Raw genomic sequence first — 23,716 nt, 5'->3', positions numbered from 1 at the left:
CGTTCGGTCATGGTGAAGGCGTATGTCGTTGGGGCATCGGCTCGGCGGACGTGATGTCCGTCGATGCCGGGGTGAAAGTGAACCAGACACGATCCCGGGGTGAAATGCTCTGATTCCGGTCGGGTTCGCGTCCACGAGATGCGCTCTTTCTGGGGAGAGCCGGACATCTCATGCTGCCGAGGTCGAGTGGCGAATCAGCCACTACTGGCACGAAGGTGAAGCAAACGTCCAGTCAGATGCCGTTCCGCAGCTCCTTATCACTCTGGATCGCGCGCCGGACCGCGTCGACGACCTGATCCTGAAGTGTGCGCAGCGATTTGTCGAGGTTCACGGAACGGACGCAGGGGACATCGCGAGAGGCGCGGCTGCGGAGGCCAGAGAAGTCGGAGAACTCCTGATGCGCGCGTATGCCCAGGCAGCGGACACTCGGGGGAGAGCTACAGTGTTGGACATGCTCGACTCGCTGCTGATGTCCGGTGCGTACGGCGTTGCCGAGATGGTAGATACCGCTGATCGGTGATGCAGGTGCTGGCGAGCTTGCCACCGCAACCCAAACCTGCGTCCAGGCTCCAGCAGCCTGGTAGATCATGTGAGTGCAGCCGGTGGACGTCGCGACCTGGCTGGTTGTACCGGCAGCGGATCACCCGCGACGGTCAGGACCGATTTCGCATTCTGCCGCGCCCGCCCCACCGACCGCACCATTGTGCGAACCAATGGTTCATCGTGAGTGCCCCCGTCCGGGTTGGGCGGGGCATCGTCGTGTCGGTGGGGATCTTGATCCCGAGGTTCGGCCACCCGAAGGCTGTCGGGACGAGAAGGAGGCCACGGCCGCGCAGGTCCAATGTTCCGCGCCGGACGCCGGTGAGGTGCAGTTCGTCGTTCTTCCATGCTGCTCGCTGGTGGAGGTCCGCGAACAACCCTTCCAGGCCACCGTCGGCCAGGTGCCGGGACCGGATGGTCCGAGCCGGGGTGCCGGGGTGCATTGGGCACCGTTTTGACACCTCGTCGCCCAGGGGACCAATCGGCGGCGTTTCGGCGTTGCTGCGCCCCAGAACCCGGCTTCTGGGGCGGAGCAACGTCACGACCGTCAGTGGACGGCCCTGAAGGGCGGGCGGTCGGTGTGACCTGAACCACTGTCCGACGCCTTCACCGGCCCGGCCGCGATGTCGGGACGGTGTCGTGCCGCCTCGTCAGTGCACCGATCCGTAGGGCAGCCACCGGGTCCCGGTCTCATGCCGTTGCGCCCGGCGCATCGATGAAGCTGGGTAGCCAAGCTCCAGGTACCCGAAACATGGGCCCTGACCTGCACCGTCAGGTCCGGTCAGATCGTGTTGGGTCGGGGTGTGCTGCTTCTCGTAGCCAAAAGACGAGCACATCCATCGGTGGGATGCCGGTGGATAGGCACTGGCGACGGGTCGCCAGCCCCAGCGTCGGGTACGTCTGGCGAGCTGCTGCGGCGGGGTTGGAGCACAGCGTCGCCAGGTGTTCCGGCCGACCAATCGAGGGTTGTGTCCATCGACGTGGTGTACGACTTGCCCGTGATGGGCGTGTTACGTAGATAGAATGACAGTTCGGGTCCTGATGGCCGCCCGACGGCGGTTGGCGGCGGCTGCGAGAATTTCACTGTCAATCTCCAGGATGTGCTCGACAAGCAGGTCAACCTGCGTGGCGTTCCGGCCGTTGTAGCGGGATTGTCCGTCGCGGGGACAAGAAGTGTGGCTACTCGCGGGGCGGTTCAGGTGACCTCGGACTCGTGCTTCCGAATCGCGTCGTTAACGAACACCTTCACCTCCAGTGCGCTCGTTCTAACACTGCGAGAGCACAACGTCCCGCTGAGCACCCTGCCATCGAGCTGCTTCCAGACCTCGCGCCTGAATGGCGAGCCGATACGAGTCTCACCGTCGAGCAGATCCTCGGGCAGGTCTCGGGGCTGCGCGAGTCCGTGGACTCGAGCACCGTTGCCACTCTGGGCGACGGGCACCACGCGCTCAACGAGGCAGCCCGGCTCGTAGTACGCGCCGGGAACGAGCAAAAAGCCCGGGGCGCACTGGTCCTACTACAACGGCAACTACTTTCTGGCCGGAGCGATCCTCGCGGCCATCAACGGCGCTTCATATGAGAATCGGCATACTCGGCACGGGTGGTATGGCGGCGGCGCTTGGCGGTGCATGGACTGCAGCCGGGCACGACGTGGTGATCGGCGGCCGGAATCAGGGGCGGGCGGAGCAGACCGCCGGACGGATCGGTGCCGCCGGGCATGGCAGCCTCGTGGACGCGGCGGGTCACGGTGATGTCATCCTCGTCGCGGTTCCGTCGGCGGAGGCGCCGCAGCTGGTGGGCGGTCTCGCCGCAAGCCTCGCCGGTCGGACGGTCATCGACTGCACCAACCCTGTCGTACCGACCGGCGACGGGCTGATGCTCAACACTGGTGGCAGCACTTCTGTGGCGCGGCAACTGGCAGCCGCCGCGCCCGACGGGCACGTGGTCAAGGCGTTCAACCTCTGCCACGTGAGCATCTGGACACTGCGTCCGCCAACCTTCGAGGGCGTACCGCTGGCCGTGCCCTACTGCGCCGACCACGCCGAGGCAGCCACGGCGACGGATGCGTGGCGGCAAACACCTCTGCCCGGCTGTGTCCACCGAACTCGGCCCCCGTACCGCTGTCACGTGAACGACCTCGGGCAGCGGGCGCAGGTTGCGAAGGGATCCGGCACTGGTACCTCCTCAAGGGGTGACTTGCATCCCTCAATGTCCAGACGGCGGGCAAATGGCACCACGAGAAGAATCCCGAAGGCGACTTCGTCCGAACAGGTTCAATCGTCCTCAGTCGGCAGCAAGGGTGAACGAGCATCTTCACGGCAGGGCAGCCGAAGCATCGTGCCGGTGATTCATGATGCGTCCGACCGGCGGTCGGGGGAACGCGTCGGAATCGGCGCGACCGAGGGCACCACGATCGGCGGCTTCGGCAGTGGTTCCAGGTCGGGAAGCGTGACGCCCGGGTTGGGTAGTTGCGGCAACAGGGGCAGCGGCGGAAGCGTGGCATCGATCGGCCGGGGAACGCCGTCGAGTAGTGGGGGGCGCGATGGCAGCTCCGACGGGCGGGGAGAGACCGCCGGTACCGGCGTCGGCGTTTGCGTCGGCGTCGGCGTCGGCGTCGGCGTTGGCGTTGGCGTCGGTACGACCACCGGCGTGTGCGTATGGTGAGATGTGGCCGCTGGGGAGCCAGGTGTACGGGTCTGGCCGGCTGGTTCGAAGACCGACCCGCGGGTTGGGGGCCGGGGCGGCTCGGGCGTTACGTGTTCTACATACACGCGCGCCAGTGCGACGGTGGCGGTGGCCACGGCGACGGTGGCGGTGGCGGTGGCGGTGGTGGTGGCCGGTGTGGCGGAACCGGCCAGCCGTCGGAGTGCCACGAGCCACGGTGGTACGAACACGCCGAGCGAAGCCGCCCGTAGCCACCGCCGTGCCCGGGTCAGGTGCGACTCGACAGAACGGCGCGTCAGGCCGAGACGCTGGGCGACGCTGTCGGTGTCGGCACCATGGCCCGTAGCGACGCACACCTGGTAGGTCGTGGCCGGCAAGCGTCGCAGTTCGCCGACGAGCCAGTTCGCCAACTCCCGGTCACTGACGGCTTCGGCGAGCTCCGGCGTGGTCCGATCCGCTTCGTCACCAAGTCTGGCTGCGGCGACCTCCTCCCGACCGCGGCGGCGGAGCAGATCCACGTAACGCCGGTAGGCGACAGTCGAGGTCCAGGCAGTGGCGTTCCTGGCACGTGCCAGTTCAGGCTTATCCAGCAGGGCCAGGAGAGCCTCCTGCGCGCAGTCCTCCGCGTCGTGCCGACTGGCGCCCGCTGCGAGACAACGCCGGATGGCTGACTCTCGCACCCGTACGAGTTCGGAATCCTGCATGCGGTTCGGCCCTTCCGCTCGGCCCGCCGACCAGCCCGCACAGTGTGGCAGGAGGGCGCCCGGATTGTGGGTCGGCGAGGGCACCGTGGATCGGTGTCAAACTGGGGTGCGTGTAACGCGCTCCGGCGGCGACCCTCCAGTGATCTGCCGTTTGGCCGGCGACCCTTGCGCTACCGCTAAACGACGCGGCTGAAGGGAGATCACTGGAGGGCCTGTCATCTGCCGGAGGTCCGATGCTGACAGCTCAGCGTGCCGGTGGGGCAGACGATCCGATGGTGGTCAGGAACTCGGCGGGATCCCATAACAAGGCCTGACCGCCACCGGGCCACGAGAGTGCCTCAGTAGTCCAGGTCGCAGTCCAGGTCCGTGGTCAGGCTCGCCTGCACGTACATTCCGTTGTTCAGCTCCAGCCAGAGCTTCCCGTCAACGCCGATGGTGGTGCCCACCACGGTCACGATGGCACCGGCCTCCAGCTGCCCGCCGATCGGGCTGGAGGGGTCCGGACGGAGGTGCAGGTTAACGTTCGCCGTGACCTGGCTGCTGCAGTCGAGCGTGATGGACGCCGAAGTGCTGCTCGTCGCGGCGCTGGCGGTGGTGACACCGGCGAGCAGCGCCCCACTGACAGCGGCGACCGTGAATGCGGACGCGACCAGGGCACGCGTCGTTGCTCGTGACATTTACAGCTCCTTTGATAAAGACGGCATTGGTGCTGGCCAACACTTTTAGCTCTCGACTCCCATCGAGGCGCGCAACGTAAGGCTATTGGGGTACCGATCAATGCGTCAAGAAGCAAATACGCACTGATTTCGTCCACAAAGGAGGGTAGAAAACCACTCCTTGCTGCTGAGTCCGCGACTCTCGATGCAGAACCAATGGCACTTCCTTCATTCGAGGGATGACGGGCCGGAATTGTCTGTACGTCCAGGGCGAAGCGGAGGCCGCCGTTATGGAAAGAATCGACCCCTGGAGCGGGGTCGGTACAGCGGCGCGGTCCGCCCTGGTCGGGTTGTCGGCGGTGATACGGCGGCGGCGAGGGTGCGCAGGGTGGTGCGGGTGACCTTCAGGTCGGCCGGTTCACACTCGATCTGGGCGGGTTCGGCGGTGAGGGTGGTGATCTTCTTGAGGAGCCGGTCGACGGTCTGACCTGCGGTTGCCTCGCGTCCGGCGATCAGGTCGAGCAGCGTCGGAAGGTTCACCGGTGCCGCCGGGACGATGCGCTGGTCCTGGTCGGCCGACGCACGATGGTGGCCGTCGACGCCCACAACGTTCGTGACACGGCCGATTCCGGTCGGTTCTCGTACTCGCGCACGAGGCGGCGGTGCAGCATCAGCGTGCCGTAGGTGCAGCGGTAGTGGGTCACCGGCGATGGCGGCGGGTGTGGTTCGCATGGTGGTGCCTCCGCCCCACAAGAAAAAGCCACTGGGCGGGCGATGGCTGTGAAACCCGTGCGCTGTAGGGCTCGTCAGTCAAGCTGTTCTGCGGACTCATTGGTGATCACCCACCCGTTTCATCCGTTGTGCGGGCAGCGCCTGGTGGTGCTGTTTGCGCAGCACACTGGTCTGTTTCTCGTGTGTGAGGTCGAGGGGAGGCGGCGGGTCACCGGCTCCAGCATGTCTGCCACCGCCATCACCGCCTGGTGGTGTGCTGCGCGGACGGGCCAACGGTGAACGACGGCGACGATCACCAGCTCGCGCCGGTCGAGGCTGGCGAACGCGTACTTGCGGCAGTCGACGACGGCGCAGGTGCGGTTCGACACCGAGGTGCGACGGGTCAGCGGTTGGGGAAGAACTGGGCGCTCTGGCCGTACTCCATCGCCTTGACGAACTCGGGATCGTTGAGCCGCTGATCCAACTCTTGCTCGGTGGGCTCCGCCACGCGCTGGTGGAGCCACCACAGGTGGCCGAACGGGTCGCGGAAACGGCTGACCCGGTCGCCCCAGAACAGTTCGGTCGGCTCGGTGACAACGGTCGCGCCGCGTTCGGCGGCCCGGCGCAGTACCTCGGCGTCGTCGGCGACGTAGAGGCGCAGGAAGGCCGGCGTCTGCGGCCATTCCGGCTTGTCGAACATCATGACGACCGAGTCCCCAATGCGGACCTCGGCATGGCCGATCACCCCGCCAACACCCACCCGAGATAGCTCGGTGGCGTCGAAGACACCGACGACGATTCGATCAACTCAGCCGCATTTCCCGGAGAGATCATCCACGGGGTCACGGTGTGGTAGCCGTCGGGCACGACCTTCATCGCTCGTCTCCTCGTTCCGGGTGCACTGTCTGCGCACCACCACAGACCACGCTAGATCTGATGTAGGTCGGGGTCGGTCCTATATCATCGGGCACTATGGGAAGGTGAACGAGACGTCGGCCCGCCTGCTGCGCCTGTTGTCCCTGCTCCAGACGCCCCGGGAATGGCCGGGCGGCGAAATCGCCGAGCGGCTCCAGGTGACCCCACGCACCGTGCGCCGTGACATCGAGCGGCTCCGTGATCTCGGCTACCCGGTCCAGGCCGCCATGGGCTTCCACGGTGGGTACCGGCTCGTGGCGGGCAAGGCGATGCCGCCGCTGCTGCTCGATGACGAGGAGGCGGTGGCCATCGCCGTCGGTCTGCGCACGGCGACGCAGCCGGTCGCCGGCGTCGCGCCAACCACCAGCCGACGACCCGGCCGAGTTCGTCACCACCCGGCTCTACGACCGGGCTCTGGTCTTCCGGGCAAAGGTGACCCTCGCCTTGCCCGCCCCGCAGGCAGCGACCCGACTGGGCGACTACACCGGCGAGCTGCAGCCCCTCGATGATGCATCGTGTCGATGGCACAGCCCGGACGACACCATCGACTGGCTCGCCGTCCGGCTGACCCTGCTCGGCTGCGATTTCACCGTCCACGAACCGGTCGAGCTGGTCGACCACCTGCGTCAGCTCGGCAGCCGTATCACCCGCGCCGTAGCAACCAGCACCTGAGGCGGCCATCTGGATCGCTCCGAGCTGCCCGGTGCCCTTGCGACGCCAGCAGGAAGTGGCACCAGGGCCGGCTCAGCTGGCGGCCGGCTCCCGGGTGTCGGCCGGTACGACCAGCGGAGCTCCGGTGACCGGGTCGGGGACGACCTGGTTCGGCATCCCGAAGACCTCGGCGACGAGTGCGGTGCCCACCGTCGAGGCGGGATGGCCCTCGGCCACGATCCGGCCGTCGCGCATCGCCACGAGATGGGTGGCGTACCGGGCCGCGTGGTTGAGGTCGTGCAGCACGGCCACGACGGTGCGGCCCTGGGTGACCAAACGGTGCAGCACGTTGAGCACGTCGATCTGGTGAGCCACGTCCAGGTAGGTGGTGGGTTCGTCGAGCAGGACGAGGGGCGTCTCCTGGGCCAGCACCATGGCGGTCCAGGCCCGTTGTCGTTGCCCGCCGGAGAGTTCGTCGGCTCGACGGTCGGCCAGGTCGGTCGTGCCGGTCGAGGCCAGGGCCGCCTCGACGGCCGCCTCGTCGGCCCGGGAGAAGCGGCGTAGCACCCGCTGGTGGGCGTAGCGGCCCCGGCCGACCAGTTCCCGGACGGTGATTCCCTCGGGCGCGGTCATGGTCTGCGGTAGGAACGCGATCCGGCGGGCGCGTTCCTTCGCCGGCAGAGCGACGAGGTCCGACCCGTCGAGCAGAACCCGCCCCGTAGCAGGGCTGAGCAGCCCGGAGAGGGCCCGCAGGAGCGTCGACTTGCCGCACGCGTTCGGCCCGATGAGCACGGTGAACGAGCCGTCCGGCACCGCGAGGGACAGTTCGTCGCTGACGGTCCGCTGGTCGTAGCGGAGGGTGACGCGCTCCGCGCGGAGTCGGACGTTCAGCTGGTCGACCATCTGGTCCTCCTGATCTCGTGGACGAGCAGCCAGAGCAGGTACGCGCCGCCGAGGGTGACCGTCACCACCCCCACCGGCACGGTCAGCGGGATCACGTGCTGGGCGGCCAGGTCGGAGCCGAGCAGCAGCAACGCCCCCACCACGGCGGTGGCGGCGAGCGGCAGGCCCGGTGCCCGGACAAGCCGGCGGGCGATCTGCGGGGCGGCCAGGGCCACGAAGGAGATCGGACCGGCCACCGTGGTGACGGCGCTGACCAGGATGACCGCGACCAGCACGAGGGCGGCGCGGTCCCGGTCGACCGCGACCCCGCTGGCGGCGGCGACGTCGCCCAGTTCCAGCTGGGCCAGGGCCGCCGACCACAGAGGGGTGATCACCAGCAGCGCCAGGATGACCCCGGCGGCGGGCCAGACCACCTCGGCGGTGGCGGTGTTGAGGGAGCCGGCGCCCCAGGCGGCGGCGAAGAGGGCCGTCTCCAGGTCGGCGCGGAGCAGCAGCCAGGTGTTGGTGGCGGCGAGCATCGAGGAGACCCCGACACCCACGACGATGAACCGGAACCCGGAGAGCCCGTCCCGGTACGCGAGCAGATAGATCGCCAGGGCGGCCAGCAGTCCACCGGCGAGCGAGCCGAGCATCAGCAGGTGCCAGCCGCCGCCGAGCATCAGCAGGGCGATCAGCATTCCGGAGAACGAGCCGTTGGCCAGGCCGATGATGTCCGGGCTGGCCAGCGGATTGCGGGTGATGGTCTGGAAGATCGCACCGGCGACGCCGAGCGCCGCGCCGAAGGCGACGGCGGCGGCGATGCGGGGCAGCCGCCACTCCAGCACGACAGCGCGGGTCAGCCCGCCGGTCCGGCCGCCGAGCACGCCGAGGATCTCGTCGAAGCGGAGCGGGAAATCGCCCACCCAGAGGCCGATCACCGCCAGCGCCGTGACGAGGAGCGCCGCGGTGACGCAGACGGCGGCTTTGCGTACGCCGATGGCCACGTGTGCGCGGTCGGTGCCGAGCATCAGCCGGCGGCGGCCCGCAGTGCGGCGCGGTGGCCTGCCCGCGGCGCTCACAGCGCCGTCGCCCGTCGACGTCGGGCCAGCCCGATCAGGACCGGTGCGCCCACGAACGCGGTGACGATGCCGACCGGCATCTCGCTGGGCAGGACGGCGATCCGGCCGAGTACGTCGGCCAGCAGCACCAGGACCCCGCCGGCCAGAGCCCACACGTCCGACGGGGGCACCGGGTTCGCGCCGACGAAGACCGACAACACCAGCGACCCCAGGAGTACGGCGACCGCCCCGGCCAGCCAGCGCCGGGTGGTACGACGGCGCGCGGCACGGCCGGTGGTCGGCGGTGCCGCGCGCGGATGCGGTGGTGGTCAACTCGACGCGGCGAGGATGCGTTCGAGGTCGTCGAGGACGATCTGCCCGCCGACCGTGCCGACCCCCGGTGATCCAGAAGGACTGGTCGACCAGGTGCAGGCGGGGGAAGGCGGCGGCGTTGGTGCTGATTGAAACCGGGATGGTGCTGCCCGCCGAGTTTGCCGACCACAGGTGTGAGCACCGCGCCGGTGACGAGAAGCGCGGTGGTGACCAATGCCCCTTCGGCAGGGCTTGCCCGCGCCGCACGCCGTCTCCGCCGGATGCAGGCGAGTCAGTCCTTCACCGCGCCGGTGGTGACGCCGGCGGCGATGTAGCGCTGGGCGACGACCAGCAGCACGGCTGCGGGCACCGACGCCACGACCGCGGTGGCCATGATGGCGTTCCACTGCTGGTTGTTGTTGCCGATGTACTGGTAGATGCCGAGGGTGATCGGCCGCAGCGCGCCACCGCCGTTGAGCGTGGACGCGAAGACGAAGTCCGACCACGCCCAGAGGAAGGCGAACAGGGCGACCGTGATGCTGGCGTTGCGGCTGACCGGCATGATGATCGACCAGAAGGTTCGCAGCGGACCGGCGCCGTCCACCCGCGCCGCCTGAGTAATCTCCTCAGGGATGCCGGACATGAACGCCTGGAAGATCAGCACCCCGAACGGCACGGCGATCGTGGCATCGGCGACGATCAGCCCCGGCAGGGTGTTGAGCACCCCCAGGTTGAGGTAGATGGCGTAGAAGCCCATCGCCATGATGATCCCCGGGATCATCTGGGCGACGAGGAGCACGAAGCTCACCGCCGCGCCGCCAGCGGGACGCAGCCTGGCCAGGGAGTAGCCGGCCGGTGCGGCGATGACCAGCGTGAGGGCGACCGTTCCGAACCCGACGAGCAGGCTGCTCCCGAGGTAGGGCAGTTGCTGGTCGAGGACGGCGCGGTACCCGTCGAGCGTGCCGTGCAGCGGCAGCAGATCCGGCGGGGACTTGCGCATGTCCTCGTCCCGGGTGAACGAGACGTTGACCATCCAGTAGACCGGGAACAGCATCAGGGCCGTCAGCGTCAGGCCGATGCCGGTCTTCCACCACGTGGTGGCCCGTCTCATTCCGTGCCTCCCTGCCGGCGCTGGACGCGGATGTAGACCAGCCCGAACGCCAGGGCCGCCACGATGAGCAGGTTGCCCACCGCGGCACCCGGCCCGAACTGCGGCAGCAGGCTGCCGAACCCGAGCTGGTACGACCAGGTGGCGAGGGTGGTGGAGGAGTCGGCCGGGCCGCCCCGTGTCATGATCCAGATGATGTCGAAGACTTTGAGCGTGTAGACCAGGCCGAGCAGCAGGGTGATGGCGGAGACCGGGCGCAGCAGCGGGAACGTCAGGTGCCAGAACCGCTTCCACCCGGTGGCCCCGTCCAGGGCGGCGGCCTCGTAGACCTGCGGCGAGATGCCCTGTAAGCCGCTGTAGAGCAGCACGAGGTTGAACGGGATGCCGATCCACACGTTGGCGATGATCACCGAGGCGAGCGACCAGTTCGGCGAGGTGAGCCAGTTGACCGGGGCGAGCCCCAGCGTCCCGAGGAACGTGTTCACCACGCCGGCCTCGCTGTTGAGCATCCAGGACCAGGTGGACGACGACACGATCAGCGGCAGCAGCCACGGCACGAGGAAGAGCGCCCGGAGCGTGGCGGACAGCCGGAAATGCTGGTGGAAGAAGACCGCCAGCGCCATGCCGATGCCGAACTGGAGCACCAGCGAGGCAGCGGTGAACACGAGGGTGTGCGTCACCGCCGGCACGAACGTCGGGTTGTCGGCCACCTGGCGGTAGTTCGCCAGGCCGATGAAGGGCGCGTCGCCGCGCACGAACGAGCGCACCGTGTAGTCGCGCAGGCTGAGGTCCAGGTTGCGGTAGAGCGGGTACGCGTAGAAGGCGAGCAGGTAGGCCAGCAACGGAAGCAGGAAGGCCCAGGCCGCCCAGCGCCCCGTGTCGCCGCGCGCCAGCCGGCGGGCCGGGCGGGCCCGTGACCGGGCGGGCGCTGGTGCCGCCCGGTCATGGGGCGATCGCGTGGTGGCGCTCATCCGTGCGGCTACTTCGTCGCCGCGGCGGCAGCCGACTGTGCCTCGGTCATCGCGGCCTGCGGCGTCTTCGACCCGCTCAGCGCCGCCTGGACGGCCTTCCACAGCTGCTCGGAGATCTTCGGGTACTTCGTGCCGAGGTCGTCGCCGGTGCGGCCTTTGGCCGCGCCGACCGCCTCGACCCACACCTTCAGCTCCGGGTTCGCGGCCACCTGCTTGGCCTGGGCCTCGGGGGTGGGCGCGATGTAGGACAGCGTCGTGTCGGTGGCCAGCAGGTTGTCGTCGCTGGTCAGGCAGGCGACCAGCTTCTGCGAGGTGGCGTACCGGCCGGCCTGCTTCTGCGCCGGGATGGTGACGAACTCGCCGCCGGTCGGCGCGGGGGCCGGGCCGCCCGCCGTGGCCGGGATCGCGATGATGCCGTACTCGAAGCCGAGCTTCTTGGCGTTGCCGAGCTGCCAGGTGCCGTTCTCGGCGAAGGCGTACTCGCCGCTGGCGAACTCCTGCCAGCTCGTCGTCTGGGTGTTGTTGATGACCGAGTTCGGGGCGTGGCCCTTCTTCAGCCAGTCGGTCCACAGGGACACCGCCGCGACGGCCTCGGGGGAGTCGAGCGTGGTCAGCCGTGCGCCGCTGCCCCAGAACCACGGCAGGAACTGGAAGCTGCCCTCCTCGGTGCCGATGGCGGAGAAGGTGATGCCCTTCTTGCCGGCGGCGGCCACCTTCGCCAGGGCGGCGTTCAGCGTGGCCCAGTCGGTGACCGAGGCCGGGTCGACGCCGGCGGCGGTCAGCACCGCCCTGTTGTAGTACAGGGCCAGGGTGTTGGCACCGATCGGCACCCCGTACGTCTTGCCGCCGCTCTGGCCGGCGCCGAGCAGGTTCGCCGACATCGCGGACGTGTCGAGCTTGTTCTCCTCGGTGGTGGTCAGGACGCCGGCCTCGGCGAGCGTGGACACGACCGGGTTGTCCACGATGAGCACGTCGGGCGAGTTGCCCTGCTGCGCCGCGAGCAGCGCCTTGTTCGTCAGGTCGGTGGTGTCGTAGCCGGTCCGGGTGACCGTCACCCCGGCATCGGTGCCGCACTTGGTGAGCAGCTTGACCCAGTCCGAGCCGCCGTCGAACTGCGGGTACGGGTCCCAGATGGCGTACGAGCCGGCGGCGTCGCCCGAGGTCTCCTCCGACGACGAGCAAGCGACGGTGCCGCTGGCCGCGATCAGGGCCGCCAGCGCCACCCCGAAGACGCGCTGGCCTGTTCCGAAGGTCTTCACGAATGATCCCCTTTACCTGTTCAGCCGGAGGGTGCCCGAGCTGACCGCCGGCTCGTGGGCAGCGGGGCACGCTGGTGGGTGGATCGTCGAATCGATTCGCCGAATCGGTTCGCCAGAACGTAGGTCAGTCCAGAGCGGTGGTCAAGGGGTTCTTGGGATCTTCGTTGGTCCGTGAGGAAACATCTCAGCAATCCCGGGTTTACCAGGTTGGCGCGGATCTGTGCCGAACCTGGCGTCGCGTCGAATCGGTTCTCCATGCGTTGAGGGCCCGGGTGCAGGTCGGGCCGGCCGCTGCGCGAAACCGCCTGACCGGGCTGTGGCCCGACGGTGCCCGCCTGCTCGACGTGGGTCCGTTGCCGGCCCCGCAGGCGGTGGAGTTGGGGCGGGCGGTGGGCCGGGAGCGGATCCTCGGGGAGCCCGAGCCGGCCGAGGAGTTGGCGGGGATCTGCACCGAGTTGACCGACGGGCGCAGCGGCTGGCCCGCTGTTGCCTTCCCCCCCCGCAGCTATCCTCGGCCGTTGGCGGCGGCCGCCAGCGACAGCGCCCGGAGCGCGCAGGACCAGCCTGCTGCCCCGAGGAGCATGCGGAGGTAGTTCAAGCTGGTCCACCACTGGACTGTCGCGGAGATTTTCGATTCTGGCCAGGAACCGGCGGAGCTCTGCAACATGAGCATCTGGGGAACGAAGTAACTGTAGCTGAAAATGGCGTATCCCAGCATGATGATACCGGCTGCCAGCACCCAGCGCCGGTTGGCCCGGTTGCCGCGCCACGCCACGACGTTCGCGACGGCAAGCAGTGCGACGACCGGTGATACGAACGGCCAGAAAGCACGGCCGGCGTTGTACATGCCCGACCGTTCCATGGCGGCGAGGACGTCACTCGGTGGCACACTGTCCCAGAGCGGCACGACGACGATCTTCTCGTACAAGCCGGCGCCGAACTGAACTCCTACGAAGACGACGAGGAGCCAGAGCAGGACGGTTGCCGCCCGGCCGGCCGTCGGCGAGGCGGAATTGCGGGACATGTTCGATGGCATCAACGTGCACCTGTCTCTTGTTCTGATAATTTCGATATCGACCTCAGGCCACGTGCATCGCAACTTTTTCGTTCCAGTCGATGTGGTGGGTGTACATCCAGGCATGGGACTTCGGGCTGGCGAAGAGTTTCAGGGCGATGGGCATCATGAGGTCGCGGAAGACCCGCGCCACGGGGCCGGCGGTCTTGCTGTCGGAGAGGGTCTTGGAATAGGCGACGACCCTTTCCACCCTGGGCCTGCGCAGCCGTTCGTAGGCGGTGGAGGCGGCGTTGATGTCCGGCGCGTCGCGCAGACATCTGGCCAGGATGACGGCGTCCTCGACGGCCATGGAAGCGCCTTGGCCGGCGGACGGTGAGGTGGCGTGTACCGCGTCGCCGATGAGCACGGCCGGGCCGCGGTGCCACACGGGGCTGGTGGGGATGTCGTAGACCAGGTGGGCGCCGATGTCCCCGACGCTGTTGGTGACTATCTCGCTGATGACCGGCAGGTCATCGGCGAACAGGTCACGCAGTTGGCGCTGCCACCCCGCCGTCGGGATGGCAGCCAGTTCCTTGCGGGTGGGTTCGTCAAAGCGGTGCAGGTTGGCGAACCAGTAGGTCTCGCCGGACTCTCGTACCAGGTAACCGAAGAACGCTCGCTTGCCGAAGATGAAATGTTGGGTGCCGGTGGTGGGTGCGAGATCGGTGCGGCTGTACCCTCCGACGCCGACCAGGCCGGTAAACCGCGGCTTGGCCGAGTTGGCGTCGAGAATTTGGCGGGTGCGGGAGTGGATCCCGTCGGCGCCGATGAGGATGTCGCCCGCGGCGTCGGTGCCGTCGGTGAACTTGACGAAGACGCCGTCGGCGGTGACCTCGTAGGTTTCCAGGCGCTTGCCGTACTCGATGCCGATGCCGCGGTCTAGGGCCTGCTCCCGTAGAGCCTTCTGGAGTGCGCCGCGCCGTACGCAGACGCTGACGGTGCCGTCCGGGAGGGGCATGCCGTTGGCGACCTCGCCCAACCGTTTGCCGGTGCCGCTCCACATGACCATCCGGGGCATCGGGAATCCGTCGGCGCGCTCGACGACTTCGACGTCAATGGCGCGCAGCGCGTCCAACCCGTTGGACGCGATGTTGAGGAAGAGCCCCGTGTATTCGGCCGGCCGGTCGTATGCCTCGAAAATCCGAGACTCGATTCCAGCGCGCTGCAACGCCATGGCCATGGCCGTGCCGCCGATACCACCGCCGATAATCAATGCATTTTTCATGACGACCTCTCTCCTCAACGACTGTGGTGGGGTTTTCCGGGCGACTGGCCGGGCTCGACCACGACGAACTGGCCCATCAGTCCCTGGTCCTCGTGGTGGAGCAGATGGCAGTGGTACATGTACGGGGTGTTGCGGTCGACGTAGTCGCCGAACCGCAGGGCGATGCGGACGGGTGTGTTCGGTGGCGTGTGGACGGTGTCCTTCCAGCCGCGTAACTCCGGCGGTGGTGGCGCGTCGCCGACGGACAGGACCTGGAACTGTGCGTCGTGTACGTGGAAGTTGTGTGGCGCTCCGTCGATGGCGGTGATCTCCCAAACCTCGGTGGAATCCCTGGTCACCGCGAAGTCGATGCGGTTCATGTCCATCTGCGCGCCGTTGATGGAGTATCCGGAGAGTTGGAAGGTGCGGATTGCGGCGGGTGCGGAGGCGTCGATCCGAGGGAGGTCGGCGAGCCGGCCGGGTAGCGGAGGCGAGGGGGACAGTTGTGTCGCGGCGCGCAACTGGAGGACGTCGAGGGTGTCGTGGCCGCCGCTGAAGCGGGCGTTCCAGACGTTGGTGCCGACCTCCGGCGGGTAGCTGCGCAGGACGACACGCTCGCCCGGGCGCAGGGTCACGACGATCTCGGCGCGTTCCCCGGGAGTCAGTTGTATCCGGGGTGTCTCGTAGGGGGCGGCGAGCAGCCCTCCGTCGGTGCCGACGAGCGCGAACGGCCGGTCGTCCGAGAACCCGAACCGGTAGACCCGCGCATTCGAGGCGTTGAGCAGCCGCAGCCGCACCCGCTCCGTGGTGACGTCGTGGTACGGCGTGAGCGTCCCATTGACGCAGATCGTGTCCCCGAGGATGCCCATCGACGTCCAGAACGCCTCGCTGTCGTCGAGTTGATTGTCGTCGCCGAACTGCTTGTCCTGAACGATGACCGGGATGTCGTCGACCCCGTACCGGCTCGGTAGGCCGGCTGGCGTGGTCGGGTCGTCGACGATGAACAGGCCGGCCATGCCGAGGTAGACGTGCCGCGCGGTCTGCTGGTGCGGATGCGGGTGATACCACAGGGTGGCGGCCGGCTGGGCGATTCGCCACGTGGGAGTCCACACGCCGCCCGGCTCGATCATCTGGTGCGGCCCACCGTCCATCGCCGCGGGTAGATGCATACCGTGCCAGTGCAGGCTCGTCGGTTCGGACAGGGCGTTGCGTAGGTTGATCAGCACTGTCTCGTCCCGGGTTGCCCGCAGCGTCGGCCCGAGGTGCCCCCCGTTGACGCCCAGGGTGGCGGTGGCTCGCCCGGGCCGGAACTGATGCTCGCCTGCGGTCGTCCGGAGGTCGAACACCCGGCGGCCGGACTCGTCCGCGCGGCTTGTCGCGAGTGGCGGTATGGCCAGCCGGTTGGTGAAGTTCAGTCTCCCGGTCGTGGTGGTGTCTGCCACGGCCCACGCCACCGCCAACCCACCACCGAGTGAAGCGGTGGCGGCCGGTACGCCGACGAGTCCCATCTTCAACAGCGATCGGCGGGTGATGCGCCGCGACCCCATCAGGCGACCGCGCCGATCGTCACGGTGTCGGCGCTGCCGGACACGATCACCTGGTACCAGCGGTCGCCGGTGTGCGGCCGGGACGACTGTTCGATCAGCCCACCGCCGACCGCGCCGAACCACCGGTCGTCGAGCAACACCTTGGTGGCGCCCTTGCCGATCTCCAACCGCACCGGTACGTCGGCGGGTCGGTCGACGCGGAGATCCCTCACGGAGGTGAGGCGGAGCGTGGTCGATACCGTCGGGTGGCCCAGGATGAGCCGCAGGTGAGTCGCGCCGGAGTGGAACGCGACCGAACGCACATCGAGGCCGGTGAGGTCGGCGTCGAGGTGTTCGGCGCCGCCGTGCACATCGAACGCCCACGGCACTGCTGGGCTCAGGCGTACGGTGTTGGGGCCCATGTGGCGCAGCAACCGTGAGCCCAGCGGGTACTCGACGTGGACGTTGTGGCCGGCCGCCCAGACCAGCGGCAGCGGGTGGGCGAAGTCCGCCGCCATCAGTCCGGTCAACTGCTCGTCCACGCGCAGGCCAAGCTGGGCCAGGCCGCTGTCGAAGCTGAGCCTCGCCACCTCGGGCGTTCCGTCGGCGAAGGGCACGACGACGTGCGGGTCCCGGACTCCCGCTGATGTCGCGATGATGCTCATGATCGGCCTCCAGGAGGGGCGTGCGTTGGATGGACCGAGCCTCCCGGGACCAGACGTTCCGCGCCTCGGGCAACTGCCTTAGCCACCGCCTTAGATTCCGCCTCGGGGACGTGCGTACCCTCGATCAAGTGGGGTCGAAGGTGTTTGTGGGCCGGCGGGACCAGTTGGCTTCGGTCGACGAGGCGGTGCGGCTCGCGCACACCGGAGAGCCACAGTTCGTGGTGTTCGGCGGCGAGGTCGGGGTCGGCAAGACGCACCTGATGCGCCACGTCGCCGACCGGTCGGCGGAGTCCGGGATGCGGGTCCTGTCCAGCGCCTGCGTCGAGCTGGGAGTGGAGGGCTTTCCGCTCGCGCCGGTTACCGCCGTACTGCGCGACCTGGTCCACGAAATGGGCGAAGCGGCGTTGCCGGCTCTGCTGCCGGGCGCCGACGCCCTGCTGGGGCTGCTTCCGGAGCTGGGCACACCGGCACCGGCCCCAAGCAGCCAGGCGCAGATGTTCGACCTGTTCGCCGCTCTGCTGCGGCGGCTCGGCGCCGAGCGCCCCGTACTGCTCGTCATCGACGACCTGCAGTGGGCCGATCGCTCAACTCGCGATCTGCTGGGGTATCTGGCCCGTACCATGCGAGCCGCGCGCGTTCTGACGATCATGGCTTATCGCACTGACGATCTGGACCACTCCCACCCGCTGCGCCCCTTCCTCGCCGAGTTGGAGCGTCTGCGCGGAGTACGCCGCAGCGAGCTGGCAAGGTTCTCCAGGGCCGAGATCGCCGAACTGGTTGCCGGGCGGCGCGCCGCTCCGGCCGCCCGGCCGCTGGTCGACGAGGTATACCGCCGGTCGGGTGGCAACGCCCTGTTCGCCGAGGAACTGGCCCTGGCCGATGGGGTCGGCGACGTCCCGGACTCCCTCCGCGACCTGCTGCTGCACCGCGTCGAACAGCTTCCCCCCTCCGCGCTGCTCATCGTGCGGCTGGCCGCCGTCGGTGGGCGCGAAGTCCCCCACCGCCTGCTCGCCGCCGCCGCGGACCTGGACGAGACACGGCTGCTGGACGCGTTGCGGGCCGCCACGGCCGCGCAGGTGCTGGTCGCTACCGACCAGGGATACGAGTTCCGGCACGGGTTGCTGCGTGAGCTAACCGCCGCGGATCTCCTGCCTGCGGAGCGGGCACGGATGCACCGCCGGTATGCCGAAGCGATCGAGGCTGATCCCAGCACGGTGCCGGCGGATCGGCTCGCCGCGCAGATCGCCCACCACTGGCACGGCGCGGGCGAGGACCGAAAAGCGTTGCCCGCGTTGGTACGGTCCGCGGAGGTCGCCGGAAACATGCACGCCCGCGCCGAGCAAGCCCGGATCATCGAGCGCACGCTGGACCTGTGGCCGCGTGTACCGGGTGCAGAACAGCTGTCCGGGCACAACCGGCTCGACCTGTTCGAGGCGGCTGTCGGCGCGGCGACCTGGGCCGGCGAGGATGTTCGCGCGCTCGGCCTGATCGACCGGGCGCTCGCCGAGATCGACCAGGCGCGGGAGCCCGGCCGGGCCGCGAAGCTGCTCGCCCATCGCGGTATGACATTGCACAATCTCGACCGCGATGGCGCGCTCACGTCGGTGGAGGAATCAGTTCGCCTGCTGCCCGCCGCACCTGCGCACATTCGCGCGGGCGTGCTCGATCTCGTCTCTGTGGTGTTCGCGCTTCGCGGGCATCCCGGCCGGGCCCGGGACGCCGCTGAGGAGGCGGCCCAGCTCGCCGCCGACCTGGGCGACGTCAAGGTGACGGCCAACGCCCGTACGACGCTGGGCTGGGTGCTGTGCCAACTCGGCGCCTACGACGAGAGCCTGGCGACCCTGCAGGCGGCGAGAGACCGGGCCAACGAACACAACGATCTGGTGCAGGTGGCGAGGGCGCAACTCAACATCGCGGAGGCCCTGGCCAACCTCGGGCACTATCCAACCATGATCGACGCCGCGCACGCCGGTCTTGACGCGGCGTACGGGTCAGGCGTCAGCCGAACCCTCGGGGCGCTGCTCGCCGCCCATCTCTGCGCCGCGCTCACCGCCGTCGGCCGGTGGGACGAGGCCGAATCGACCAGTGCGACCGCACTCGACATGGACCCACCCAACGTGTTCAGCGCTGCGCTGTACGCCCTGCGTGCCGAGATTGCCTTCGCCCGCGGCGAGATCGAAACCGCGCGCGAACAACTGTCCCTCGCCCGTACTCTGCTGGGCCCGGTGTCCCATCCCGGCCCGACAGCCCTGGCCGTGACCCGGCTCGAAGCCGAGATCGCGCTTGCCGAGAACCGGATCAGTGCCGCGCAAGCAACCGTCGCCGCGGCGCTGCCCGCCGTAACCGGCACCAGTCTCGCTCTGTACGCCTGGCCACTGGTCACGATCGGCGGCCGGATCGAAACGCACGCTCGGATGCGAGCCCGAGTTCGGTCCCGCTCCGCCACCGGCGATGGTGCGGTCGACGCACTGCGTGCCGTCGCGGCCCATCTCCCCACTCACACCCCGCTGTTTCGGGCATATGCCACCGAGTTCGCGGCAGAGACCGGAGAGCCGGCCATTTCCTGGCCCGACGTGGTCGAGGCATGGGACGCAGTCGGCAGCCCCTACCCCGCCGCCCGCGCACGGCTGCGCGCCGCGGAAGCAGCCCTCGGCGTCGGCGACCGTCCCACCGCAGGGCGATGGATTCTGGCGGCCGCTGAACAAGCCGACCGCCTCGGTGCCGAGTCACTGTCCGAACAGGTCCGTCTACTTGCCCGTAGCAGCAAACTGCCGTTCGGCGCGCAGGCCGAACCGCGCGCCCGTACCGGAGAACTCGAACGCCGCGGGCTGACGGATCGCGAAATCGAGGTGCTCCACCTCGTCGCAGCGGGCCGGTCCAACCGCCAGATCGGTGAGCAACTGTTCATCAGTGCGAAGACCGCCAGCGTGCACGTCTCCAACATCCTGGCCAAGCTCGGCGTCAACAGCCGGGGCGAGGCCAGCGCCACCGCCCACCGCCTACACCTCCTTGAGGAATAGGGCAGGACCAGGAAAGGAGCGACGAAGAGCGAGACGACTGATCAGGGTGCTCGTCCACAGCCACCAAGAAGCGCACGGGAGCCCGGAGGTGGCCTGTCTCATCCGCGGGCGGCCGGGGTGGTGTGCGGTGCATCGGCCGTGTAGCGGCCCCGGCTCATGGGCGGCAGGGTGTCTGCCCGGGCGTCGGCGAGGTCACGGCGCCATGCGGCCTCGTCGGCCAGTGCTCCTGTCTCGCGGTATCGACGGACCTGTGGCGCATCGGACAGGACCTCGGCGGCTTCGGCAACCGGCACCGGCCGGAACCCGAGCCGCTCCCAGAAAGCCCCGGCGCTCGTGGAGAACACGTATGCCGTACGTCCTTCCTGCGCAGCCGCTTCCGCGAGAACGTGCTCGACCAGCCGCCGTGCCGCTCCGCATCCCCGAAGATCGGGCCGGACGGCGACGCTGCGCAGCAGCACGCAGTGACCCTGCCGCTCCAGGCCCGCAGCCACGGCTGGGCCGGCCGCATCCCTGGTGAGCCAGTACCGGGTGCCGGGCGCGAGGACGTCCTGGGGCGAGAGCCCCTGGCCCGTGAGGAAGGCCGTGAGTTCCTCGCTGTCCGCCGATCGGGCCGCGGGCAGCGGCAGGGGCTTCGCGTAGCAGCGGCTGAGCGACTTGTCCTGGTATGGCGGGTAGTTGGGGATCGGCAGGTAGCCGGCCCGGGTGTACAGCGCGATGGCCTCGGGCTGGTGGACGGCCGTCTCCAGGCGCATCTCGGTGTGGCCGAAGCTGGCGGCGGTGCGCTCCGCCTCGGCCAGCAGTCGGGCGGCGACGCCTCGGCCCCGTGCCTCGGGGGCGACGTACATGCGCTTGAGTTCGGCCGCCGTGTCCGGTGTCGGGAAAGGCTGTACGGCGCAGCAGCCGACCGGTCGGCCGTCCGCCTCGGCGAGCAGGAAGCGTATCGCGGGGTGGATGTGGGCGCCGCCGGTGCAGGGCTCGTCGGGATAGCGGGCGGTGAGGTCGGCGTCGAGGTCCCGGATGAGCCGAAGGATCCTCGGGTCGTCGGCCGCGACGGCGGTGATGGCCAGGGCGAAGGTGGTCACTTGCTGTGGTTCCTTCCGACGATCAGGTCGAGCTGGGTCTGCAGCACGCGCCGCTGCAGGTCGGGCGGATAGGCGTCCGGGTCGGTCACGGCATTGAGGGCGAGACCGTCCAGGCAGGCGACCAGGCTGCGCACCCGGTCGTCGAGGAGTTCCGGTTCAGTAACAGCCGGGCAGGCGGCGCGCACCAGAGCGGTCAGGCGACGGATCCAAGAGGCGTGGCTGCGGGTGTGTTCGGCGAGCAGAGCAGGGTCGTGGCGGGTGGTGAGCAGGAACTGGGACCAGACAACGGCTTCCAGGTGTCGTTCGCTGTCCAGTGGCAGTGCCTGCTCGGCGACGGCGTAGAGGGTGTCGCGGGCGCTGGCGGCAGCGGGCAGTGTGTCGATACGGGCCGCCATCCGGCGGTGCATCTCGGTACGGGCATGGGCCAGCAGCATCTTCTTCTCCGAGAAGTAGTGGGTGACCATGCCCGTGGTGCAGCCCGCGGCGGCTGCGACCGCACGCAGCGTCAGGCCCTCGAGACCGTTGTCCGAGACGACCTGCCAGACGGCCTGCGAGATCGTCTCCCGTCGCTCTTCGTGGTCTACCTGCTTCGGCATCCGACCCCTTTGCATAACCGCTGTTGCGCAACGCGTGTTATGTTAGCTCGCCGTTCTTGCCCTGGGAAGTGAGCTGGCGCACTGGTCAGGCAGGTCGCGGTCATCGGGCACCACTCGCCGCCTGCGAGCTGGGCAAATCCGGGGGCAGCGGGTCCGGACCACACGGCCGCGGGCACCGCCCGGCGAAAATGGTTGCGATAACATTTCGGGCTCGCGCGCCACCGGGAGTCCCGTCGGGCTCGAGGGTCGCCGCCTTGGTCCTGGGCGGGCCGGGCGGCGGAATGTGCGTCCCGCCGACCCCGGGATCGCGCCTCGGGCTGGTCGAACCACCGATTCACAGTGCCTGGTCGTGGCCCCGCCGGCTGCCGAGGGCTCGAACGTCGCCCCCGAAGAGGTTGCTCCGAAAGTGTCGGTCGGGCCGGCGTCGGAGCGAAAACTTGCGAAACCTTATCGTCACATCTTGACGGGCGATGCATCCATCCATGAGAGTCCATGTGGGCCACAGTGGCGCACCGTCGGGAGCTCGGACGCCACGGGCATCGACACATGCCGATGGTAGGGTGCGCGGGCGGCACCTGTTAACGCTAACAGCGACGTTCCTCGCCGCTGACTGATCATCGCGCAGGGCGCGCCCCGGCGGTGACGGACCGGCGCCGCTGAACCCTGTCGGCTGCGGTTCCCCACCAGAACCGGTGCCCGAACGACGGTGGCGGCCTCCTTCGTCCTGCCCCTGACGCCGGGCCCGTCCGCCCAGGAACTCCACCATCTCGACCAGCCCGTGCAACAAGCGTGACGTCAGAAGGGCTCAGTATCGTGGCGATCAGTCGAAGGCCGCATCAAGGCTGTGGCCGCGTCGGGTGCGCTCGCCACTACATCTGGTCCACCTCGGACATCGGCGGCAACTCGTGGACGGCAGTCGACCAGCGTGACTACGCCCCGCCGCTGAACGCCAAGCAGGGCTCGATCCTTGGGACCAGCGACGCCGAGTGCAGCGGCCTGCTCTTTCACTGGGGCACGCCGAACTGGGTGCGGCTCAGGTCGTCGAACCTCCCGGACTACTTCGTGCGGGCTACCTGCTGCGGATCGACCCGCTCGGCGCGAGGGCGAGCGCGAGCGACCGGCAGGACGCCACCTTCCGCATCACGTCCTGGGCACCGTCCACACCATCACTCACCCGCCTCACGGCATGAGGAGACACGTGATGTCACGACACAGATCCCGGTTCGCATCCGTCGCGGTCGCGACGCTGCTGGCCCTCGGCATGGGTGCCGCGATGGTCGGTGGCGGCCTCGGCGGCCCCGCCCAGGCCGCCCAGGTGGGCACGGCGGCGGCGACGGCCGGCTGCGGTAAGGCCCCGACGCTGGCCAGCGGAACGCACACGATCCAGAGCAACGGCAAGAACCGGACGTTCATCCTGCGGATCCCCGACGGCTACGACGCCAACCGGCCGTACCGGCTGGTCTTCGGGTTCCACTGGTGGGGCGGCACCGCCGTTGACGTCGCGACGGGTCAGACGGTGCAGCGGGACGTGTGGGCCTACTACGGCCTGCTGCGGCTGGCGAACAACAGCACGATCTTCGTGGCCCCGCAGGGCATCGACAACGGCTGGGCCAACTCCGGCGGCGAGGACCTCACGTTCGTCGACGACATGCTCCGCCGGATCGAGGGCGCCCTGTGTGTCGACACGACGCAGCGGTTCTCCATCGGCTTCAGCTACGGCGGCGCCATGAGCTACGCACTGGCCTGCGCCCGGCCGAACGTCTTCCGGGCGGTCGCGGTCCAATCCTCCCCCGGCACGCTCAGTGGATGCAGCGGCGGCACCCAGCCGTTCGCGTACCTCGGGGTGCACGGCATCGGCGACAACATCGCCACCGGACGATCGCTGCGCGACCGCTTCGTCCGCAACAACGGCTGCACGGCCGCGAGCCCGCCGGAGCCGAGGGCGGGCAGCCTGACGCACACGGTCTTCAGCTACTCCGGCTGCCGGTCCGGCTACCCGGTGGTGTGGGCGGCGTTCGACGGTGGTCACATCGCCGCTCCGCAGGACGGCGCCAGCGGCGACAGCGGCTCGCGGACCTGGGTCCCGGGCGAGGTGTGGCGGTTCTTCACCCAGTTCGCCGGCACCCCGCCCACCACCC

The 23,716-nt window shown here is 69.0% G+C and carries 21 protein-coding genes and 3 pseudogenes; 5 read left to right on the top strand and 19 right to left on the bottom strand.

Annotated elements, in window-relative coordinates; genetic code table 11:
* The first annotated feature begins 2,115 nt into the window (after window positions 1–2,115).
* On the top strand, window positions 2,116–3,204 hold the full coding sequence (locus E1258_RS33925; RefSeq protein ID WP_207919535.1) for an NADPH-dependent F420 reductase: 1,089 nt from the start codon (window positions 2,116–2,118) through the stop codon (window positions 3,202–3,204).
* A 254-nt stretch (window positions 3,205–3,458) separates the two neighbouring features.
* Here the strand turns inward: E1258_RS33925 and E1258_RS35845 are convergent.
* The 7 genes and pseudogenes from E1258_RS35845 to E1258_RS35415 all read right to left on the bottom strand — a co-directional run.
* A pseudogene (locus E1258_RS35845) lies at window positions 3,459–3,908 on the bottom strand (RNA polymerase sigma factor); the annotation flags it as partial.
* Window positions 3,909–4,246: 338 nt separating this feature from the next.
* Window positions 4,247–4,585, bottom strand: a complete 339-nt coding sequence (locus E1258_RS12885; protein ID WP_132399976.1) for a hypothetical protein — start codon at window positions 4,583–4,585, stop codon at window positions 4,247–4,249.
* 267 nt (window positions 4,586–4,852) lie between these two features.
* Window positions 4,853–5,104 (bottom strand): hypothetical protein, encoded by a 252-nt coding sequence (locus tag E1258_RS12880; RefSeq protein ID WP_132399973.1) that lies wholly within the window; start codon window positions 5,102–5,104, stop codon window positions 4,853–4,855.
* Window positions 5,101–5,244 (bottom strand): annotated as a pseudogene (locus E1258_RS35840) (IS5/IS1182 family transposase); the annotation flags it as partial. The gene E1258_RS12880 and the pseudogene E1258_RS35840, both read right to left, overlap by 4 nt.
* A 171-nt stretch (window positions 5,245–5,415) precedes the next feature.
* The gene (locus tag E1258_RS12870) at window positions 5,416–5,664 is read right to left on the bottom strand and encodes a hypothetical protein (RefSeq protein ID WP_132399970.1); all 249 of its coding nucleotides are present in this window, start codon (window positions 5,662–5,664) and stop codon (window positions 5,416–5,418) included.
* Window positions 5,665–5,678: 14 nt separating this feature from the next.
* Window positions 5,679–6,020, bottom strand: a complete 342-nt coding sequence (locus E1258_RS12865; protein WP_243715411.1) for a VOC family protein — start codon at window positions 6,018–6,020, stop codon at window positions 5,679–5,681.
* A complete protein-coding gene (locus E1258_RS35415; protein WP_256370994.1) occupies window positions 6,017–6,151 on the bottom strand; it encodes a hypothetical protein in 135 nt (44 codons plus the stop codon). The genes E1258_RS12865 and E1258_RS35415 overlap by 4 nt, the downstream gene beginning before the upstream one ends.
* Before the next feature lie 104 nt (window positions 6,152–6,255).
* On the opposite strand from E1258_RS35415, the pseudogene E1258_RS12860 reads away from it, so the two are divergent.
* Together E1258_RS12860 and E1258_RS34750 are read left to right on the top strand one after the other, a co-directional pair.
* Window positions 6,256–6,582 (top strand): annotated as a pseudogene (locus tag E1258_RS12860) (helix-turn-helix transcriptional regulator); the annotation flags it as partial.
* On the top strand, window positions 6,479–6,862 hold the full coding sequence (locus tag E1258_RS34750; protein WP_243715410.1) for a WYL domain-containing protein: 384 nt from the start codon (window positions 6,479–6,481) through the stop codon (window positions 6,860–6,862). The pseudogene E1258_RS12860 and the gene E1258_RS34750, both read left to right, overlap by 104 nt.
* A gap of 72 nt (window positions 6,863–6,934) precedes the next feature.
* On the opposite strand, the gene E1258_RS12855 is transcribed toward E1258_RS34750, so the two are convergent.
* The 10 genes from E1258_RS12855 to E1258_RS12810 form a co-directional block, all read right to left on the bottom strand.
* Window positions 6,935–7,732: an ABC transporter ATP-binding protein gene (locus E1258_RS12855; protein ID WP_207919537.1), complete on the bottom strand. Its 798-nt coding sequence runs from the start codon at window positions 7,730–7,732 to the stop codon at window positions 6,935–6,937.
* On the bottom strand, window positions 7,729–8,751 hold the full coding sequence (locus E1258_RS12850) for an iron chelate uptake ABC transporter family permease subunit (RefSeq protein ID WP_132399988.1): 1,023 nt from the start codon (window positions 8,749–8,751) through the stop codon (window positions 7,729–7,731). The genes E1258_RS12855 and E1258_RS12850 overlap by 4 nt, the downstream gene beginning before the upstream one ends.
* A gap of 47 nt (window positions 8,752–8,798) precedes the next feature.
* Window positions 8,799–9,002 (bottom strand): iron chelate uptake ABC transporter family permease subunit, encoded by a 204-nt coding sequence (locus E1258_RS33920; RefSeq protein ID WP_243715409.1) that lies wholly within the window; start codon window positions 9,000–9,002, stop codon window positions 8,799–8,801.
* A 383-nt stretch (window positions 9,003–9,385) separates the two neighbouring features.
* The gene (locus E1258_RS12840; RefSeq protein WP_132399964.1) at window positions 9,386–10,204 is read right to left on the bottom strand and encodes a carbohydrate ABC transporter permease; all 819 of its coding nucleotides are present in this window, start codon (window positions 10,202–10,204) and stop codon (window positions 9,386–9,388) included.
* A complete protein-coding gene (locus E1258_RS12835; protein ID WP_132399961.1) occupies window positions 10,201–11,172 on the bottom strand; it encodes a carbohydrate ABC transporter permease in 972 nt (323 codons plus the stop codon). The genes E1258_RS12840 and E1258_RS12835 overlap by 4 nt, the downstream gene beginning before the upstream one ends.
* An 8-nt stretch (window positions 11,173–11,180) precedes the next feature.
* A complete protein-coding gene (locus tag E1258_RS12830; protein WP_207919533.1) occupies window positions 11,181–12,431 on the bottom strand; it encodes an extracellular solute-binding protein in 1,251 nt (416 codons plus the stop codon).
* A gap of 505 nt (window positions 12,432–12,936) precedes the next feature.
* Window positions 12,937–13,467: a DUF1772 domain-containing protein gene (locus E1258_RS12825; protein ID WP_243715408.1), complete on the bottom strand. Its 531-nt coding sequence runs from the start codon at window positions 13,465–13,467 to the stop codon at window positions 12,937–12,939.
* 43 nt (window positions 13,468–13,510) lie between these two features.
* The gene (locus tag E1258_RS12820) at window positions 13,511–14,710 is read right to left on the bottom strand and encodes an NAD(P)/FAD-dependent oxidoreductase (protein ID WP_132399958.1); all 1,200 of its coding nucleotides are present in this window, start codon (window positions 14,708–14,710) and stop codon (window positions 13,511–13,513) included.
* A gap of 14 nt (window positions 14,711–14,724) precedes the next feature.
* Window positions 14,725–16,131 (bottom strand): multicopper oxidase family protein, encoded by a 1,407-nt coding sequence (locus E1258_RS12815; RefSeq protein ID WP_243715407.1) that lies wholly within the window; start codon window positions 16,129–16,131, stop codon window positions 14,725–14,727.
* A gap of 104 nt (window positions 16,132–16,235) precedes the next feature.
* Window positions 16,236–16,880 carry a hypothetical protein gene (locus E1258_RS12810; protein WP_132399952.1) on the bottom strand — a complete coding sequence of 215 codons (645 nt, stop codon included), beginning with the start codon at window positions 16,878–16,880 and terminating at the stop codon, window positions 16,236–16,238.
* Window positions 16,881–17,008: 128 nt separating this feature from the next.
* Between E1258_RS12810 and E1258_RS35575 the strand changes: the two genes are divergently transcribed.
* Window positions 17,009–19,900, top strand: a complete 2,892-nt coding sequence (locus tag E1258_RS35575; RefSeq protein WP_165949744.1) for an AAA family ATPase — start codon at window positions 17,009–17,011, stop codon at window positions 19,898–19,900.
* 98 nt (window positions 19,901–19,998) lie between these two features.
* On the opposite strand, the gene E1258_RS12800 is transcribed toward E1258_RS35575, so the two are convergent.
* Together E1258_RS12800 and E1258_RS12795 are read right to left on the bottom strand one after the other, a co-directional pair.
* Window positions 19,999–20,982 carry a GNAT family N-acetyltransferase gene (locus E1258_RS12800; RefSeq protein WP_243715406.1) on the bottom strand — a complete coding sequence of 328 codons (984 nt, stop codon included), beginning with the start codon at window positions 20,980–20,982 and terminating at the stop codon, window positions 19,999–20,001.
* Entirely contained in the window at window positions 20,979–21,578 is a 600-nt protein-coding gene (locus tag E1258_RS12795; protein WP_132399946.1) for a TetR/AcrR family transcriptional regulator, read from the bottom strand. Before E1258_RS12795 ends, E1258_RS12800 begins: the two co-directional genes overlap by 4 nt.
* Before the next feature lie 1,201 nt (window positions 21,579–22,779).
* Here E1258_RS12795 and E1258_RS12785 point away from each other — a divergent pair.
* The coding region (locus E1258_RS12785) for a PHB depolymerase family esterase (protein WP_165949743.1) at window positions 22,780–23,716 on the top strand (937 nt) is incomplete at its 3' end.

The sequence above is a fragment of the Micromonospora sp. KC207 genome (assembly GCF_004348615.1).
Classification (GTDB): Bacteria; Actinomycetota; Actinomycetes; order Mycobacteriales; family Micromonosporaceae; genus Micromonospora.
The sequence above is the reverse complement of the archived record's forward strand: the minus strand, read 5'-3'. Positions and strand labels throughout refer to the sequence as shown.